Origin of the sequence: Acutalibacter sp. LFL-21 (assembly GCF_025630755.1) — a bacterium.
Taxonomy (GTDB): Bacteria; Bacillota; Clostridia; order Oscillospirales; family Acutalibacteraceae; genus Acutalibacter; species Acutalibacter stercoravium.
This window is the reverse complement of the sequence record NZ_JAOTNT010000006.1, coordinates 70618-84733: the sequence shown is the minus strand read 5'-3', so window position 1 is coordinate 84733 and position 14116 is coordinate 70618. Positions and strand designations below refer to the sequence as shown.

At 58.8% G+C, this 14116-nt stretch carries 14 protein-coding genes and 2 tRNA genes; 9 read left to right on the top strand and 7 right to left on the bottom strand.

Annotated features, from left to right (window positions below):
• Nucleotides 1-334: 334 nt before the first annotated feature.
• From ODJ80_RS08640 to ODJ80_RS08610, 7 genes are all read right to left on the bottom strand, one after another.
• Nucleotides 335-3400: an alpha-mannosidase gene (locus tag ODJ80_RS08640; protein ID WP_263041767.1), complete on the bottom strand. Its 3066-nt coding sequence runs from the start codon at nucleotides 3398-3400 to the stop codon at nucleotides 335-337.
• A 453-nt stretch (nucleotides 3401-3853) separates the two neighbouring features.
• Nucleotides 3854-5176 (bottom strand): aminotransferase class I/II-fold pyridoxal phosphate-dependent enzyme, encoded by a 1323-nt coding sequence (locus ODJ80_RS08635; protein ID WP_263041766.1) that lies wholly within the window; start codon nucleotides 5174-5176, stop codon nucleotides 3854-3856.
• Nucleotides 5173-6555 carry a thioether cross-link-forming SCIFF peptide maturase gene (gene scfB / locus ODJ80_RS08630; protein WP_263041765.1) on the bottom strand — a complete coding sequence of 461 codons (1383 nt, stop codon included), beginning with the start codon at nucleotides 6553-6555 and terminating at the stop codon, nucleotides 5173-5175. Before scfB ends, ODJ80_RS08635 begins: the two co-directional genes overlap by 4 nt.
• Nucleotides 6556-6603: 48 nt before the next feature.
• Nucleotides 6604-6750 (bottom strand): six-cysteine ranthipeptide SCIFF, encoded by a 147-nt coding sequence (gene scfA / locus ODJ80_RS08625; RefSeq protein WP_178864613.1) that lies wholly within the window; start codon nucleotides 6748-6750, stop codon nucleotides 6604-6606.
• Nucleotides 6751-7426: 676 nt separating this feature from the next.
• On the bottom strand, nucleotides 7427-7975 hold the full coding sequence (locus ODJ80_RS08620; RefSeq protein ID WP_263041764.1) for a hypothetical protein: 549 nt from the start codon (nucleotides 7973-7975) through the stop codon (nucleotides 7427-7429).
• 188 nt (nucleotides 7976-8163) lie between these two features.
• Nucleotides 8164-8248 (bottom strand) — tRNA-Tyr (locus tag ODJ80_RS08615).
• 54 nt (nucleotides 8249-8302) lie between these two features.
• Nucleotides 8303-8378: transfer RNA gene (locus ODJ80_RS08610), tRNA-Thr, on the bottom strand.
• 235 nt (nucleotides 8379-8613) lie between these two features.
• Between ODJ80_RS08610 and ODJ80_RS08605 the strand changes: the two genes are divergently transcribed.
• From ODJ80_RS08605 to ODJ80_RS08565, 9 genes are all read left to right on the top strand, one after another.
• Nucleotides 8614-9135, top strand: coding sequence for an SH3 domain-containing protein (locus ODJ80_RS08605; RefSeq protein ID WP_263041763.1), 522 nt, complete (start codon nucleotides 8614-8616; stop codon nucleotides 9133-9135).
• Nucleotides 9136-9226: 91 nt separating this feature from the next.
• Nucleotides 9227-9850: a potassium channel family protein gene (locus ODJ80_RS08600; RefSeq protein ID WP_178864621.1), complete on the top strand. Its 624-nt coding sequence runs from the start codon at nucleotides 9227-9229 to the stop codon at nucleotides 9848-9850.
• Between the two features lie 16 nt (nucleotides 9851-9866).
• Complete coding sequence (locus ODJ80_RS08595; protein WP_178864622.1) at nucleotides 9867-10532, top strand: potassium channel family protein; 666 nt, start codon at nucleotides 9867-9869, stop codon at nucleotides 10530-10532.
• Nucleotides 10533-10665: 133 nt separating this feature from the next.
• On the top strand, nucleotides 10666-11064 hold the full coding sequence (locus tag ODJ80_RS08590; RefSeq protein ID WP_016405330.1) for a Fur family transcriptional regulator: 399 nt from the start codon (nucleotides 10666-10668) through the stop codon (nucleotides 11062-11064).
• 198 nt (nucleotides 11065-11262) lie between these two features.
• The gene (locus tag ODJ80_RS08585) at nucleotides 11263-11808 is read left to right on the top strand and encodes an NADH peroxidase (protein WP_178864623.1); all 546 of its coding nucleotides are present in this window, start codon (nucleotides 11263-11265) and stop codon (nucleotides 11806-11808) included.
• 109 nt (nucleotides 11809-11917) lie between these two features.
• Nucleotides 11918-12601 (top strand): HAD family hydrolase, encoded by a 684-nt coding sequence (locus ODJ80_RS08580; protein WP_263041762.1) that lies wholly within the window; start codon nucleotides 11918-11920, stop codon nucleotides 12599-12601.
• Nucleotides 12602-12813: 212 nt separating this feature from the next.
• Nucleotides 12814-12981 carry a hypothetical protein gene (locus ODJ80_RS08575; protein WP_263041761.1) on the top strand — a complete coding sequence of 56 codons (168 nt, stop codon included), beginning with the start codon at nucleotides 12814-12816 and terminating at the stop codon, nucleotides 12979-12981.
• A gap of 99 nt (nucleotides 12982-13080) precedes the next feature.
• Nucleotides 13081-13425, top strand: coding sequence for a hypothetical protein (locus ODJ80_RS08570; RefSeq protein WP_016405338.1), 345 nt, complete (start codon nucleotides 13081-13083; stop codon nucleotides 13423-13425).
• A 3-nt stretch (nucleotides 13426-13428) separates the two neighbouring features.
• The gene (locus ODJ80_RS08565) at nucleotides 13429-13980 is read left to right on the top strand and encodes a DUF2087 domain-containing protein (protein WP_022335932.1); all 552 of its coding nucleotides are present in this window, start codon (nucleotides 13429-13431) and stop codon (nucleotides 13978-13980) included.
• Nucleotides 13981-14116: the final 136 nt, after the last annotated feature.

Sequence of the window (14116 nt, the reverse complement as noted above, 5' to 3'; positions counted from 1 at the left end):
CCATGGGGAGAGCGCCTGCTGATCCAGGCGGCAGGCTTCCTTTCCATGCTGCGTTGCACGGTATCCGCGCCTTTTTATTCCTGTGTGTTGGAAAGCATCGCACAGCGATCCATTCTCCGCCTCTTCCGGCCGCCCGGCAGCTTTCAAGGCCGTTGGGCCCCGAGCCATGCCCTTTCGCGCTCCGGAAACCGCGGAATTTCGCGCTGGGAGGAGCTTTCGCTGAACCAAAATGTAGTATAGCGCGTTTTTCCCCAGCCGCAAGCGGGAGGGCCTTGGCAGAAGGGGAGGCCCCCGAAAGACCTCCCCGTTTCCACAGTATGAAATTTGCAATGCCTTATTTTTTCGGATGCAGCCGGACGGTCTTGACCTCGAAGGGCCGGAAGTGGAGGGACACGCCGCTGCCTTCCACAGCAAGAGGCGTTTCGCTGGCAGCTTCCTCCAGCATGTTGCACAGGTAGGCGGACTCCACCGGCAGATCCCAGCGAAGGGTGCAGCTGGTGTCGGCGTGCTTGCTCTCGTACAGGCGGAGGACGATATCGCCGCTCTGGTCCTCGGCGGGCTTCACCGTGTCGATGACAACATTCCCGCCGCCCTCCAGGGAGAAGAAGCTCCGCCGGCCGGGGGCGCCGGTGACGATTACAGGAGAAACATTCAGCTCATAGCCTTCCCGAACCACGGGGCTTTCCAGCAGGCTGCCCTCCCAGGCGGTGAAGGCGTATGTGAAGTGGTGGGTGCCGTTGTCGGCAGCCATCTCGGGAGAGGCCGCCGCCCGCAGCAGGGTCAGGTTGATGGCGTTTTCCAGCATGCTCACGCCATACTTGCAGTCGTTGAGCACCGCGGCGCCGTGACCCTCGTCGCAGAGGGCGGTGTAGCGGTGGTTGCAGACCTCGAAGCGGTCCTTGTCATAGGCGCGGGAGCGGTGGGTGGGCCGTTTTACATACCCAAACTGCATCTCGTTGACAGCCTCCGTGGCGGTGACGTCCACCGGGAAGCTGACCTTCAGCAGGCGGTGCAGCTCGTGCCAACCGGCGGTGGTGTCGAACTCCACCCGAATGGCGCCGCTCTCCAGGGAAACGATCTGAGTCAGGGTGGAGTTGCCGATCTCCCGCTGGATCTCAATGGCACAGCGGTAGGGGCTCTCCTCCGCCACCCGAATGCCGGTGCAGCGGCCGCTCTCCACAAACTGCTGCTCGTAGTTGCTGTCGATATCCCAAGCGTCGAATACGCGGGGCACATCCTTGTACAGAAGCAGGCGGTTCATGGGCCCGGCGGCGAACTCCCGGCCGCTTTCCAGCAGCACAAAGGAGGTCATCTCCCCGTTGTTGTCAAACACGGCCTTGACCTTGCTGTTTTGCAGCACAGCGCCGTTCCCGTCCAGGGAGACAGTGACCGCTTCCTCCGGCGCCAGGCCGCTGTCCGCAGCGGGGGCGTAGCCGCAGGCCGGAACCTTTACCCGGGCATAGCTGCCATCGGCCTTTTTCACCACGGCATCCCGTTCCCAGGACAGGGAGTTGAACACCAGCTCTTCGTTGCCGCTGCCCGCGATGGAGCCCGCCGCGGAGGCGGCTATCCCCTCGCCCGAGGCGATGACCTGGTCGTGGAGCTCCTTGGCCTTCTTGTACACCGGCCCGATGCAGGAGCCGGGCAGGATGTCATGGAACTGATTGAGGAGCACCTTTTTCCAATCGGCGTCCCACTCCTCATAGGGGAAGGCAAAGCCGCTCTGCTGGGCCACAGCGCCCCACAGTTCCGCCTCCCGCAGGGCCAGCTCCGACTTCCGGTTGCCCCGTTTCACAGAGGCCTGGCTGGTGTACACGCCCCGGTGGCAGGAGAAGTACAGCTCGCCCACATAGGTGTTCTCGGGGCCGCCCTCGGCCTCCAGGTCCTCAAAGATCTTGCTGGGATGGGCCATCTCCACCTTGGGGCAGCCCTCCAGGTTCTTTTCCCGCAGGGCGAACTCAATGTAATCCCGGCTGGGACCGCCGCCCCCGTCGCCGTAGCCGTAGGGCAGCAGGAACTTGTCCAGGCCGTCCTTCTGCACCCGGTTTTCCCATACGTCGATGAGCTGCTTGGGGTTGGTGGTGTAGGTGTAGCTGGTGGGCAGATAGGAAACGATCTCGCTGCCATCCATGCCCCGCCAGGTGAAGTAATGATAGGGGAACTGCTCGCCGCCGTTGTAGCTCCAGAAGATCTTCTGGGTGACCAGGTACTTGATGCCGCAGTTCTTCAAGATCTGAGGCAGCGCCGCCGTGTAGCCAAAGGTGTCGGGCAGCCATAAGATCTCGCAGTTGACGCCCAGCTCCTCCCGGAAATAGCGCATGCCGTGGACCAGCTGGCGCACCAAGGATTCGCCAGAGGTCATGTTGGTGTCCGGTTCCACCCACATGCCGCCCTCGGCGATCCAGCCGCCCTGCTGGATGGCAGCCTTGATCCTCTCGAACAGCTCGGGGTAATACTGCTGGCAATAGGCGTAGGTCTGGGGCTGGCTTTGCAGGAATTTGTAACCCGGGTATTTTTCGATCAGCCGCAGCTGGGCCGCAAAGGTGCGGGAGACCTTCCGCTGGGTCTCCTCCAAGGGCCACAGCCAGGCCACGTCCAAATGGGCGTTGCCGATGCCGTAGAAAGTGGGGGCTGTGCTGCCGTTGACGCAGGAAAGGGCCTCTTTCAGAACCTCGCGGCCCTTTTTGTAGCTGGCAATGCGGCCCTCTAAGGACTGCTCAAAGTCCACTGTAAGGGTGAACTTTTCCAGCGCCCTGCCGATTTTGGCTGCCCGCAGGCTGCTCTCCGGCAGGCAGGACATCACCTCTGTCAGGGTGACCACGTCCATCCAAAGCTGATAAGCTTCTTCGTTCCAGATGCCAAAGGTGTTCTCACCCATGGCGGCCCGCAGTTTCCCCTCCAAAGGATCGGTATAGGTGCCGGGGATCACGGGGCCGGTGGAGCAGCCCGCCACGGTGCTTTCCGGGTAGAAGTGGCCCGCGTAAGCCTCTGCCTGGAGCAGGTAGGTCTCGCCGGGCTTGCCGTTCTCCGTGAGGATGTTGTCCTCGATAAAGTGATGGGGCACAGAGACCCACCCGGCCCGGTAGGTGCCGAAGGAGGCCCCGTTGACAAACAAGGTGGTCTCGCCGCCGGGGTTTAAATTGAGCACGATCACTTGCCCTTCTGCCTCTGGGGGAAGGGTGATCTCCCCCTTCAGCCACATGTACTCCCACTGGTGCCCCCACACAGTTCCCGCGGGAACAGGGGCATAGCCGCTGTGCTCCAGCGCTTCCTGCGGGGTGATGTGGTCATAGGTGCAGAAACCTTCGAAGGAGATCTCCCCCAGGGGGCGGTAGAAGTCCTTCTCCAAGGTGGCGGTCCAGTGCCGCAGCCGGTCGTGCCATTCCGGTGCCAATTTCATGGATATCATCTCCTGGCTCATGCAATCGTTTTGTTGGGATGAGGCGTGGGACGGCCCAGGTCCTCCCCCGTATCGTGCCAAGTATAGCACATTCCTTTTACCGCAACAAGCGTGCATTTTGTGTATTCTTCAGTCCAATATTTTACATAGCTTTCCAGCAGCGGGCCGCTTGCGCGGAGTCCCTCTTCCACAATTGGAGCCGCAGGAGGGCAGGGTTGGATATCCCAGTGCAGCGCACTGCCCCTGCGCGGGAAACCATGCCCAGACTTTCCCCAAGCGCTTGGGGCGTTTTTCCTGTGGGCTCTGCGCCGCGAAGGGCCACTAAAGCGCGACCGGGGCAATGACAAAAGCGGGCCGAACACAGAGGGGTTCGGCCCGCTTGGCAGCGGATTTATTTTGGATCGGAAAAGCACAGATTCCGCGGAGCATGGGGGCGTTCGCGTGCCTGTGCCGCTATTCCACCAGCACTTCCACTTGTGAAATTCCGTAATATTCAAACAGTGCCAGGGCTTCTGGAGCGATCCGCTCTCCAGAGACCGCAATGGGAATGGCGGGTGGGCATCCCACTGTGGGCAGGCCGCAGATCCGGCCCAGGGAATCGGCCGCCGCCACCGTCTCACGAAAGGAGAGGGCTGCCTGACGGATGGAACAAGCCTGTTCCCCGCGGGCCAGCGGAAGCCGGAGAGGCTTTGGCTGGCCCGGACATGTGCCCAAGGCCGCGGCCGCCCGGGCCAATTCCTCCGGGGTATTCTCCGGAGTGGCCATCAGCACCAGGAAGTCCCGGTCGGCGTACTCGCACTCCACGCCGTGGCGCCGCAGTCGCTGGGCCAGCTTCTGGCCGGTCACCTCGCTGGGGGCGGCCACTGTCACCCGCAGGGGGTCGCTGGACTCCACCTGCCAGCCCGCTGCGGCCAGCTTTTCCCGAAGCCCCTTCAGGCGGCCTACAGTTTCCGCCAGGCGCTGGGGATACCCCTCCGCCAGGTACCGGTTGCACAAATCCAAGGACGCCAGCGTTAAGTAAGAGGGGCTGGTGGAGCCAAACAGCCCCAGGGCGGATTTGGCCATGGCGGCCAGCCGCGCCGGGGCGGCAGGGGAGAGGTGCAGATACGCTCCTCCCGTGAGCACCGGCAGGGTCTTGTGGGCGGAGTCGCAGCACAAATCAGCGCCCAAATCCAGGGGGTGGAGGGAGGGCTGCAAAAACCGCAGATAGGCCCCATGGGCGTTGTCCACCAGCAGTAAGGTGCCGTGCTGGTGGCACACCTGGGCTAAGGCGGGTATTTCCGCCATACCGCCCAAATAGTCCGGGCTGGTGAGGTATACCGCCGCCGGAGGCTCCGGCAGGCTTCCCAGCGCCTCTTCCAGCTGGGCGGGGGAGATGGGGCACCCGCACAAAGAGCGGCTTTCCTCCGGCCAAATCCAGCGGATTTCCAAATCCAGCAGAGCGGCGGCGGAGACAAAGGCCCGGTGGACATTCCGCGCCGCCACCACGGTGTGGGAGCCGCTGGCCGCCACCGCTAGGTACAGCATGGCCCGGATGCACTGGCTGGAGCCCCCGGTGGAGTAGCAGGTCCGCTGGGAGCCAAACAGGGCGGCGGCATTTTGTTCGCTCTCCGCCAGGATGCCCTCCGCCTCGTAGAGGGCGTCCGCCCCGTGGATCTCCGTGATGTCCCAGGGCTCGCAGCCCAGAAAGCAGCGGCCCTTGTGGCCGGGCATGTGCAGCCGGGCCGTGCCCGCCTTGGCGTAGCGCTGGACAAAGTCCGCTACCGGCGTGTTCATTGGCCGGCCTCCTGGGCGGCTTTCATCATAATGGCGCACTCAATGCGCTTGCGGAACAGCTCGCAGCCCGCCTCGTAGACGCCCCGAATGGTGCCGGTGGCGTGGTAGGCGTTGGCCGCGCAGCCGCCGGAACAGTACAGCTTGGCCCAGCAGCCGGCGCAGTCGGGGCGGGCGTAGGCGTTGCAGGCGCGGAACTCCTCCCGCAGGGCGGTGTTGGTCACGCCGTTCCACACATCTCCCAGCTTGTAGGCCTCCTCGCCCACAAACTGGTGGCAGGGGTACAGGTCGCCCCAGGGGGTGACGGCCATGTACTCCGTGCCGGAGCCGCAGCCGGAGATGCGCTTGTACACGCAGGGGCCGCCGGTCAGATCCAGCATGTAGTGGTAGAAGGTGATGGGGTGGCCCTCCTTCTCCCGGCGGAGCATGTCCTTGGCCAGAATCTCATACTGCTCCTTTACAATCTCAATGTCCTCCGGCGTCAGGGCAGCGGGGTCGTCGGGGGCGCACACCACCGGCTCCATGCTCAGCTCGGTAAAGCCCAGGTCGTCCGCCATGTGGAACAGGTCCTTGGTGAAATCCGGGTTGGCGTGGGTGAAAGTACCCCGCATGTAGTAGTTCTTCCCGCCCCGGGCCGCCACCAGCTTTTGGAACTTGGGCACAATGCGGTCGTAGCTTCCGTTGCCCGCGTAGTCCACCCGGGTGCGGTCGTTGATTTCCTTGCGCCCGTCCAAAGAGAGCACCACGTTGCTCATCTCCCGGTTGGCAAAGTCAATCACGTCGTCGTCGATGAGCATGCCGTTGGTGGTGAGGGTGAAGCGGAAGTTTTTGCCCCGCTCCTTTTCCACGCTGCGGGCGTACTCCACCAGGCGCTTGACCACGTCCCAGTTCATCAGCGGCTCCCCGCCGAAGAAGTCCACCTCCAGGTTGCGGCGGGTGCCGGAGTGGTCCATCAGGAAGTCCAGGGCCTGCTTGCCCACCTCAAAGCTCATCAGGGCCCGGTCGCCGTGGTACTTGCCCTGGCTGGCAAAGCAGTAGCCGCAGTTGAGGTTGCAGGTGTGGGCCACGTGGAGGCACAGTGCCTTCACCACGTCGCCAGAGCGCTCTTTAAAGGTCCCCGCCATGCCGGCGAAGGTGTCCGGGCTGAAGAGCTTCCCGGCGTCCTTTAGGGCCTGCACGTCCTGGATGCAGCCCCGCACATCTTCCTTCGTTACATCAGAGCGGCCGCCGTACTTCTCCAGCATGGCGGCCACAATCTCCTCCGGCGTGTGGGTTTCGAAGAGGGCGATGATATCGTAGGCCACCTCGTCCACCACATGAATGCTGCCGGAGCAGCTGTCGAGCACAATATTATAACCGTTTAACTGATATTGGTGTACCATTCAGGTCCTCCTGACACAAAAAAGGCCGCCCGAAGGCGGCGCCTTTTTTTATTTCTCTGCGTTCTCGCATTTCTGGTTGGCCACGCCGCAGCTTGTCTTGCAAGCGGACTGGCAGGAAGTCTGGCACTCGCCGCAGCCGCCGTTCTTGGCGCTCTCGCACATATCCCGGGTTTCCAGAGTCTTGATTCGTTCCATGACACATAGCTCCTTCATAAGTTCTTCTGGCCCATGCCGCAGGGCGTAAACCAGTGTACATAAGAAATCCTATCATAGTTGGCCGGGAAAGTCAAGGCGGCAGCGGGCTGCCTGTGAAAATTTGGGTATGCGCGTTTTTTTGCCGGAGGACAGCGCTGGTTTCGCTCCCTGCGGAAAATAGAATAGGGGGGACGGGTTCTTCTCCCCCTAGAAATGCGTTGCGTTTGATGAAATCCAAAAAATGCCTGCCCTATCCTGGAAAGGATGGATACCTTTAGGTGCCGCCCCCTGCGCGGGGGCCATGCCGGATAAACAAAGAAAGAGTCTGAACGCGAATTGCGTCCAGACTCATTCTGGGTGGGGTGGACACTTTCGATGCCGCCCCAAACGCGGGCACAGTGTTACAAAAAAAGAAAACCTGCGGAGCGCGAATTGCTCACCGCAGGTGTGGCAAAGGTGGACACTTTAGACGCCGCTCCGCCTATGTATAAAACAAAACAGGGGCAGCGTTCATACAGGACTCCTGATTTCCTGAATGGATCTCAAGCATATACGCGCTTCCTCCTTCCTTTATGGAATATAAATAAAAATGCCGACTGCATTGCGATCGGCATTTTTGTGAGGGTGAGAAAAGAAGACCGCCTGCCGTTTTTCCAGCCGTCTGAATACGTTGGGATTACAGTTTAACCACGCTTATACCAGCGTAATTGTTACCATCCGCATTATAATATTCGATTTCATATGTGTCGCTGAAATCAGGCGTCAAGGCGAATCCTCTTTCCTCATTGCAAAACAGTTTTTCACACAAACCGAAAAGCGGGGCCATGTGCCATTGAGGGTTATCTTCCCCGGTGATTTTCTTTACCAGCTCCCATGTCGCTTCTGTTGATTTCACTTTTATCATATAACATGCGGGAGATTCAAGAACCGTAATCCCTTCGGGTTGATTTCTTTCCGATGTTTCCTGACAATGCATAAGGGAGCGGCGCGCATTCTGTCCGTGCCTGCATTCCTTGTAATTGATACTAAGGCAAAGCATAGAATCTGGTATCAAACTATTTTTTATATTTTTATGACCAGCCTGGAAAAGTTGATAGGTATCCACGCTTGATTCTTCATCCTCATTATCGGCCTCTGCCTTATAACCTGCATACAAAGTCGTGGGCTTTTGGATAATTTGAAATTCGACGCCTTCAATAACTACTTTTTCTATGAGCTGTTCCATTCTATTAACCTCCTTAATTATTTGAAATTTTACAAATTTTACAATAAAATGAGAAAGAAGTCAATTATTTTTCAATAATCGACTTCTTTCTACTCTGGGTGGAATGGACACTTTAGATGCCCCAAAATGCGGGCACAGTGTTACAAAACAGAAAAAACCTGCGGAGCGCGAATTGCTCACCGCAGGTGTGGTGGGAGAGAGTGGATTCGAACCACTGAAGTCGACGACAACAGATTTACAGTCTGCCCCCTTTGGCCACTCGGGAACTCTCCCATATAAGCCCCAGACCAAACGGCCGGGTATGTGATGCGCTAGCTTGTCTGCCAGTGGAGCTGGTGAACGGACTCGAACCCCTGACCTGCTGATTACAAATCAGCTGCTCTACCAACTGAGCTACACCAGCGGATTTTTTAGCGCTTGATTATTATATCCTGGATGTCCGTAAAAGTCAAGGGGGAATTTACGAACATTTTTATTTTTTTATATCCGCCCCAGAGAAGGGGGCGCTTGGGGAAAAAAGGGGGACTGCGGCGGGGGGCGGGCATCTTGAAAAATAGAGAAAAAACCAGTGGACTTTTCCCGGGATTATGCTACAATAGGATTACAAGAAATCTATTGGGAAAAGGAGTGGATTTTGTATGAAAAAGTTGGTTTGCATCCTGTTGGCGGCCTGCCTGATGACGGCGGCGTTGGCCGGCTGTGGCGGAAAAAAGGATGATGAGACATCCAGTGCGCCCGCCCCTTCCCCACAGGTCTCCTCGGCAGTCTCTGTGCCAGAGGTGGCAGAGACGGCCAAAGCCCTGCGGGTCACGGCGGATTCCGGTTTGAATATCCGTGCGGAGGCTTCAACGGACAGTGAGATTCTGGGCCTGGCAGAGAATGGGGAGCGCTTGGCCTTGCTGGTGGAGGACCCTCAAAATGGCTGGTATCAGATCCAGTATGAAGGGGAGACCGCTTATGTCTCTTCCGATTACGCCGAGGTCATTGAGGTCACCGTGGAGGAGTACAACCGGCTTCGCAGCGGGGAAACAGCAGGGGACGCCACCTCTACGCCGGCGCCCTCCTCCGCATCGTCAGAGAGTTCCTCACAATCAGAAAGCTCCTCCCAGAGTGAGTCTTCCACGTCTTCCAATTCAGTGGATGCAGAGGACGGCGAATAACGCCGTTCTCTTTTCCTGCCCGGAGGTTTCCGGGAAATATTTTCGCCGGGAAAGTCCGGCTTTACAGGTAAAGAAAGGACAATGCAGAGCTATGAACATTATGATCGTAGGCGGTGGGCTTCTGGGCCGCAAGACCGCGGAATCCTTGGATGAGCTTGGGCATGACGTGGTGCTGATTGACGCCAGCGCGGAAAACATCGCCCAGCTGAGCCCGGATTTCAGCGGTGTCACTGCGGTGGGCTTCCCCATGGATATCAAGAGCCTGCGGGCCGCGGGGATTGAAGGCTGTGATGCGGTGGCTGTGGCTACTCCGGACGACAACTTAAATATTACGGTGGGGCAGATTGCCAAGAACTTTTTTGGCATTCCCAAGGTGATCGCGCGGATTTCCGACCCTTACCGGGAGAATATTTTCGAGCGCTTTGGCCTGCAGACCGTGTGCCCCACCAATATGGCGGGGGACAAGCTGGTCACAGCCCTTACCAGCCCGTGGCAGAGCCGGCAGGTCTCGTTTGGCAGCACAACGGTCTCGCTGGAAGTGGTTCCAGTGGAACGGCGCTATTTTGGCCACACCACGGCCAGCGTGGAGCTGCGGCCAGGAGACGGCCTGTTCGGTGTCATCAAGGATGACGGCGCGTTCCTGCTGAAGAGCCAGCGGGAAGAGATCCCGCTGGAGGCAGGGGACTCCCTGGTTGTCAGCTGCAAGATTGATTGAAAGGGGAGTGCGAGCAATGAAAATGGTGATTATCGGCGGCGGCAAGGTGGGCTATAATCTGGCCCGTATCATGCTGGAGCGCCGGCACACAGTCAGCCTTGTAGAACGGGACCGCCAGCGGTGTGAGAGGCTGGCGGACGATTTGGACGCGGCGATTTACCGGGGGGACGGGACCAATGTGACTGTGCTGGAAGCCGCCGGCACCCAGGACGCGGATGTGTTTATGACCGTCACAGGCAGCGACCAGGACAACCTGGTGGCCTGCCAAGTAGCTCGGGACCACTTCCATGCCAAAAAGGTGATCTCCCGTGTGAATGACCCGCGGAATATTGAGACATTCCGGGTGCTGGGCATTCGGAACACCGCCTGCAGCACGGAGATCCTCACTAAGATGATTGAGCAGGAGGCCGATTTGGCCCATATGCATTTGATTGCCACCCTGAACCAGGGCAAGGCGGGGATCTGCTCCATGACCTTGCCCACGGATACGGCTTTGGATGGAGTGGCTTTAAAAGATATTGACCTTCCAGGGGGCACACTGGTCATCTCTCTGATCCGCCGGGGAGTGCTCACCATCCCCAACGGCTCTACAATTCTGCAGGCAGGGGATGAGCTGGTGGCGGTCAGTGAGGACCGGAGCCAGAAGGCGCTGATGCGGGCGCTTTCCGCTACGCTGCCCTAAGGATTGCGGGCGAAAAGAAAAAATTCAAAAATAATAACAATTCCTACTTTACAAATTGCGGAACCTGTGCTATACTGTGTTCACAGGCAGTAAGGAAGCCTGGAAGACCGTATAGAAAGGGAAGAGCGGAATTTTGGAAAAACGTGAGAATTTCAGCAGAAAGCGGATGGCGATTCTGAATACACTGCAGGAAACCACCGTACATCCCACCGCTGATTGGGTTTATGCCAGGCTGAAGCCACGTTATCCCGATTTGAGCTTGGGCACTGTGTACCGGAATTTGAAAAAGTTCTGTGAAACAGGAAAGGCGGTCAGCGTGGGGGTTATCAATGGACAGGAGCATTTCGATGCCCGCGTAGAACCCCATGCCCATCTGGTCTGCAAGCGCTGCGGCGCTGTACTGGATATCCCCGAGGAGTTTTTCCGCCGGGATGAGCTGGAAAAGCTCTCGGCCCGGTTTCACATCCGGCTGGAAAGCGCCAGGGTGGTGTTCGAGGGAGTGTGCCCCCAGTGTGAAAGGAAAGAACAGTGATGTAAAGGGCGCGAGCTTTGCAAATTTGCGTCCTGTGGATCCGGGTTTTTCCCGAAAAAAGCAAGGGTGTAAAGTTATATTCCTTGTTTTGCGCCCGGCGTGGGTACAGGGGCGCAAAGTAAATCAAGCAGTTCCACAAGAAATGTTCTATTGGATAGATCTCTGTAGAAAAATTTATTAAAATGGAGGAATTTACTCATGAAAAAGTTCGTATGTACTGTTTGCGGCTATGTGTACGAGGGCGAGGCTGCCCCTGAGAAGTGCCCTGTCTGCGGTGCCCCCGCTGAGAAGTTTGTGGAGCAGGCCGGTGATATGACCTGGGCTTCCGAGCATGTGGTGGGCGTTGCCAAGGGCGCTCCCGAAGAGATCCTGCAGGGCCTGCGGGAGAACTTCCAGGGCGAGTGCACCGAGGTGGGCATGTACCTGGCCATGGCCCGCGTGGCCCATCGCGAGGGCTATCCCGAGATCGGCCTGTACTGGGAGAAGGCTGCTTACGAAGAGGCCGAGCACGCCGCCAAGTTCGCCGAGCTGCTGGGCGAGGTGGTCACCGACTCCACCAAGAAGAACCTGCAGATGCGTGTAGAGGCTGAGAACGGCGCTACCCAGGGCAAGACCGACCTGGCCAAGAAGGCCAAGGAGCTGAACCTGGATGCCATCCACGACACCGTTCACGAGATGGCCCGCGACGAGGCCCGCCATGGCAAGGCTTTCGCTGGCCTGCTGAAGCGCTACTTCGGCGAGTAATTCCCGTGAAGTTCATAGCAGAGTAACAGAGAAGGGGCAGAGGAATCTGCCCCTTTTTTTGCTGCGCTCTGGAGAGAAGGCGGGGTTGCGGCGGCGGGAGCCCTGTGTTATGATGGGAATAAATCAGGAAGGGGTGGGCGCCATGCTGGACTATATTTGTTGGGATTGGAACGGCACCCTGCTGGATGATGTATCCCTGTGCGTGGCGGTGATGGACGGGATGCTCCAACGGCGGGGGCTGCCCTCTTTGGGAGGGGAGGCGCGCTACCGGGAGATATTCACCTTTCCTGTGCAGGAATACTATCGGGCGGCAGGCTTCGACTTTGGCCGAGAGCCCTTTGAGAAGCTGGCCCTGGAATACATTGAGGAATATGACCGGAGAGCTTTGGACTGCCCGCTGCATGCCGGTGCGGCAGAGGTGCTGGAAGCGTTGGAAGCGCAGGGGCTGCGGCAGCTCATCGTCTCTGCCTCCAAGCAGAAGGCCCTGGAAGAGCAGGTGGGCCATGCGGGCGTGCGGGGCTTTTTTGAAGCCCTTCTGGGATTGGAGGACAGCTTTGCCCGCAGCAAGTCCGGCTTGGCGCTGCAATACTTTAGCGCTCATGCTGTGGACGCCCGCCGGGTCCTCTTTATAGGGGATACCCTCCATGACTGGGAGGTGGCACAAGAGGCCGGCTGCCCCTGCGTGCTGCTGGCTCAGGGTCACCAAAGCCGCGCCCGCCTGGAAACCGCCGGCGTCCCCGTGCTGGAGAGCCTCTCCCAAGTGCCGGCGTTTTTGCGAGGCCTGCAAGCTTAACCCCGCCGGAAACAAAAAGGACGCGCCGCCCCAAAAGCCGCGCGTCCCGTATCAGCCAACGGGCTGCCCCATGTTGCGGCGGCTCTTTTTTATGCTTGCCTTCAAATGCTTCGATGAATATCAAATTAAATCTTGACACCGCCGCACCTTTCTGTTATGCTAAAATTGCTTCGATAAATATCGAATTAAAATTACAGAAAGGAGGTGCAACCGTGAAATGGGAGATTCTGAAAAAGAAATGGAAGCGTTGGCGGCATGGCCGCGCTGTCGCCCGGGCGCCCGCCTGGGACTGCCGGGAGGAACGGGCCTCCCGTACCCAGCGCCAAACAGACCAGGCCAACGCCTGGAAAGCAATCCGGCGGGGAAGAAAAATACTTTGATAAATATCAAATTAAATCTTGACAAACCCCTGCCGAGCTGGTATGCTTGATCCAGTTCGATACATGCAAAAATAAATCTTGCGAAGGAAGGCGAACACGTTGAAAAAGGAGATTTGGCTCAACTATTTAGAAAGCCAGGTGGAGCGCTGCCGCCAGGAGGGGGAGGCCCTCTCCCAGGACTGCCGGGAGGATGAGGCCCGCCGGGCGAAAATCCAGGGGAATATCTTCCAGATTTGCGCCACGGTGTACCAGGCCTTGGAAGCCCACCTGCCGCCTCAGGAGCTGGAGGCCGCCTACCGCCGGAAGCTGGAAGCTTTGCCGGAGAATTGGCGGGCCGCCCGGGATTTGGCCCAAGCCCACGGGGATATGGCCCGGGCCGCCGTGGAGGAGTGGAAGCTGGAGGCCTGGCAGCAGGCCTGGGACCAACTGGGAAAGGAGGCGTAACCTATGACAGAGGAACAGGCGTTAAAACTATTCAAAGGCTTGGCGGACCGCTCCCGGCTGCAAATCCTCAAATCCCTGCTGGAGGAGGATATGTACGTGGAGCGCCTGGCCCAGCGGCTGGAGCTCACCCCGGCCACGGTGTCTTTCCATTTAAAGAAGCTGATGGACGCCGGGGCGGTCTCCTCCCGCCGGGAGCAGTACTACACCATGTACTCTATCAATAAAGAGGTGTTCCAGTGCCGCATTTTGGACATCCTGGGGGAGAAGTCCTCCGACGCCCAGCGCCAGCAGGAGCGGGAGGCCCGCTACCGCCAGCGGGTGCTGGACAGCTTTTTTGAGTACGGCCGCCTTAAGGCCATCCCCGCCCAGCGGAAGAAGGAGCGCATCTGCCTGGAGGAAATCGCCAAGGAGCTGGAGCTGGGCCGCCCCTATCCCGAGCGGGAGCTCAACCAGGTGCTGCTGCGCTTCCACCAGGACTACTGTACCCTGCGCCGGGACATGATTAGCGAGGGTATCCTCCGCCGGGAGGAGGGCCTTTACACCCGCCTGGTCTAGGGCGGGAAGGGGCCTTTGGAAAAATGAGAGAAACAGGGCTTGACAATCCAGCCTTAGGAAAGTATAATTATTTCTGTTGTACTGGTAATGCCTACGACGAAACAACCCCTGCCTTGTGGCGGATGGGAGGGATATA

What these genes read in the sequence shown, in the direction of transcription:
- ODJ80_RS08635 (WP_263041766.1), bottom strand. Translation starts at nt 5,176, where the DNA reads ATGAACACGCCGGTAGCGGACTTTGTCCAGCGCTACGCCAAGGCGGGC.
- ODJ80_RS08620 (WP_263041764.1), bottom strand. Translation starts at nt 7,975, where the DNA reads ATGGAACAGCTCATAGAAAAAGTAGTTATTGAAGGCGTCGAATTTCAA.
- ODJ80_RS08565 (WP_022335932.1), top strand. Translation starts at nt 13,429, where the DNA reads ATGACAGAGGAACAGGCGTTAAAACTATTCAAAGGCTTGGCGGACCGC.
- scfB (WP_263041765.1), bottom strand. Translation starts at nt 6,555, where the DNA reads ATGGTACACCAATATCAGTTAAACGGTTATAATATTGTGCTCGACAGC.
- ODJ80_RS08605 (WP_263041763.1), top strand. Translation starts at nt 8,614, where the DNA reads ATGAAAAAGTTGGTTTGCATCCTGTTGGCGGCCTGCCTGATGACGGCG.
- scfA (WP_178864613.1), bottom strand. Translation starts at nt 6,750, where the DNA reads ATGGAACGAATCAAGACTCTGGAAACCCGGGATATGTGCGAGAGCGCC.
- ODJ80_RS08585 (WP_178864623.1), top strand. Translation starts at nt 11,263, where the DNA reads ATGAAAAAGTTCGTATGTACTGTTTGCGGCTATGTGTACGAGGGCGAG.
- ODJ80_RS08600 (WP_178864621.1), top strand. Translation starts at nt 9,227, where the DNA reads ATGAACATTATGATCGTAGGCGGTGGGCTTCTGGGCCGCAAGACCGCG.
- ODJ80_RS08580 (WP_263041762.1), top strand. Translation starts at nt 11,918, where the DNA reads ATGATGGGAATAAATCAGGAAGGGGTGGGCGCCATGCTGGACTATATT.
- ODJ80_RS08595 (WP_178864622.1), top strand. Translation starts at nt 9,867, where the DNA reads ATGAAAATGGTGATTATCGGCGGCGGCAAGGTGGGCTATAATCTGGCC.
- ODJ80_RS08640 (WP_263041767.1), bottom strand. Translation starts at nt 3,400, where the DNA reads ATGAAATTGGCACCGGAATGGCACGACCGGCTGCGGCACTGGACCGCC.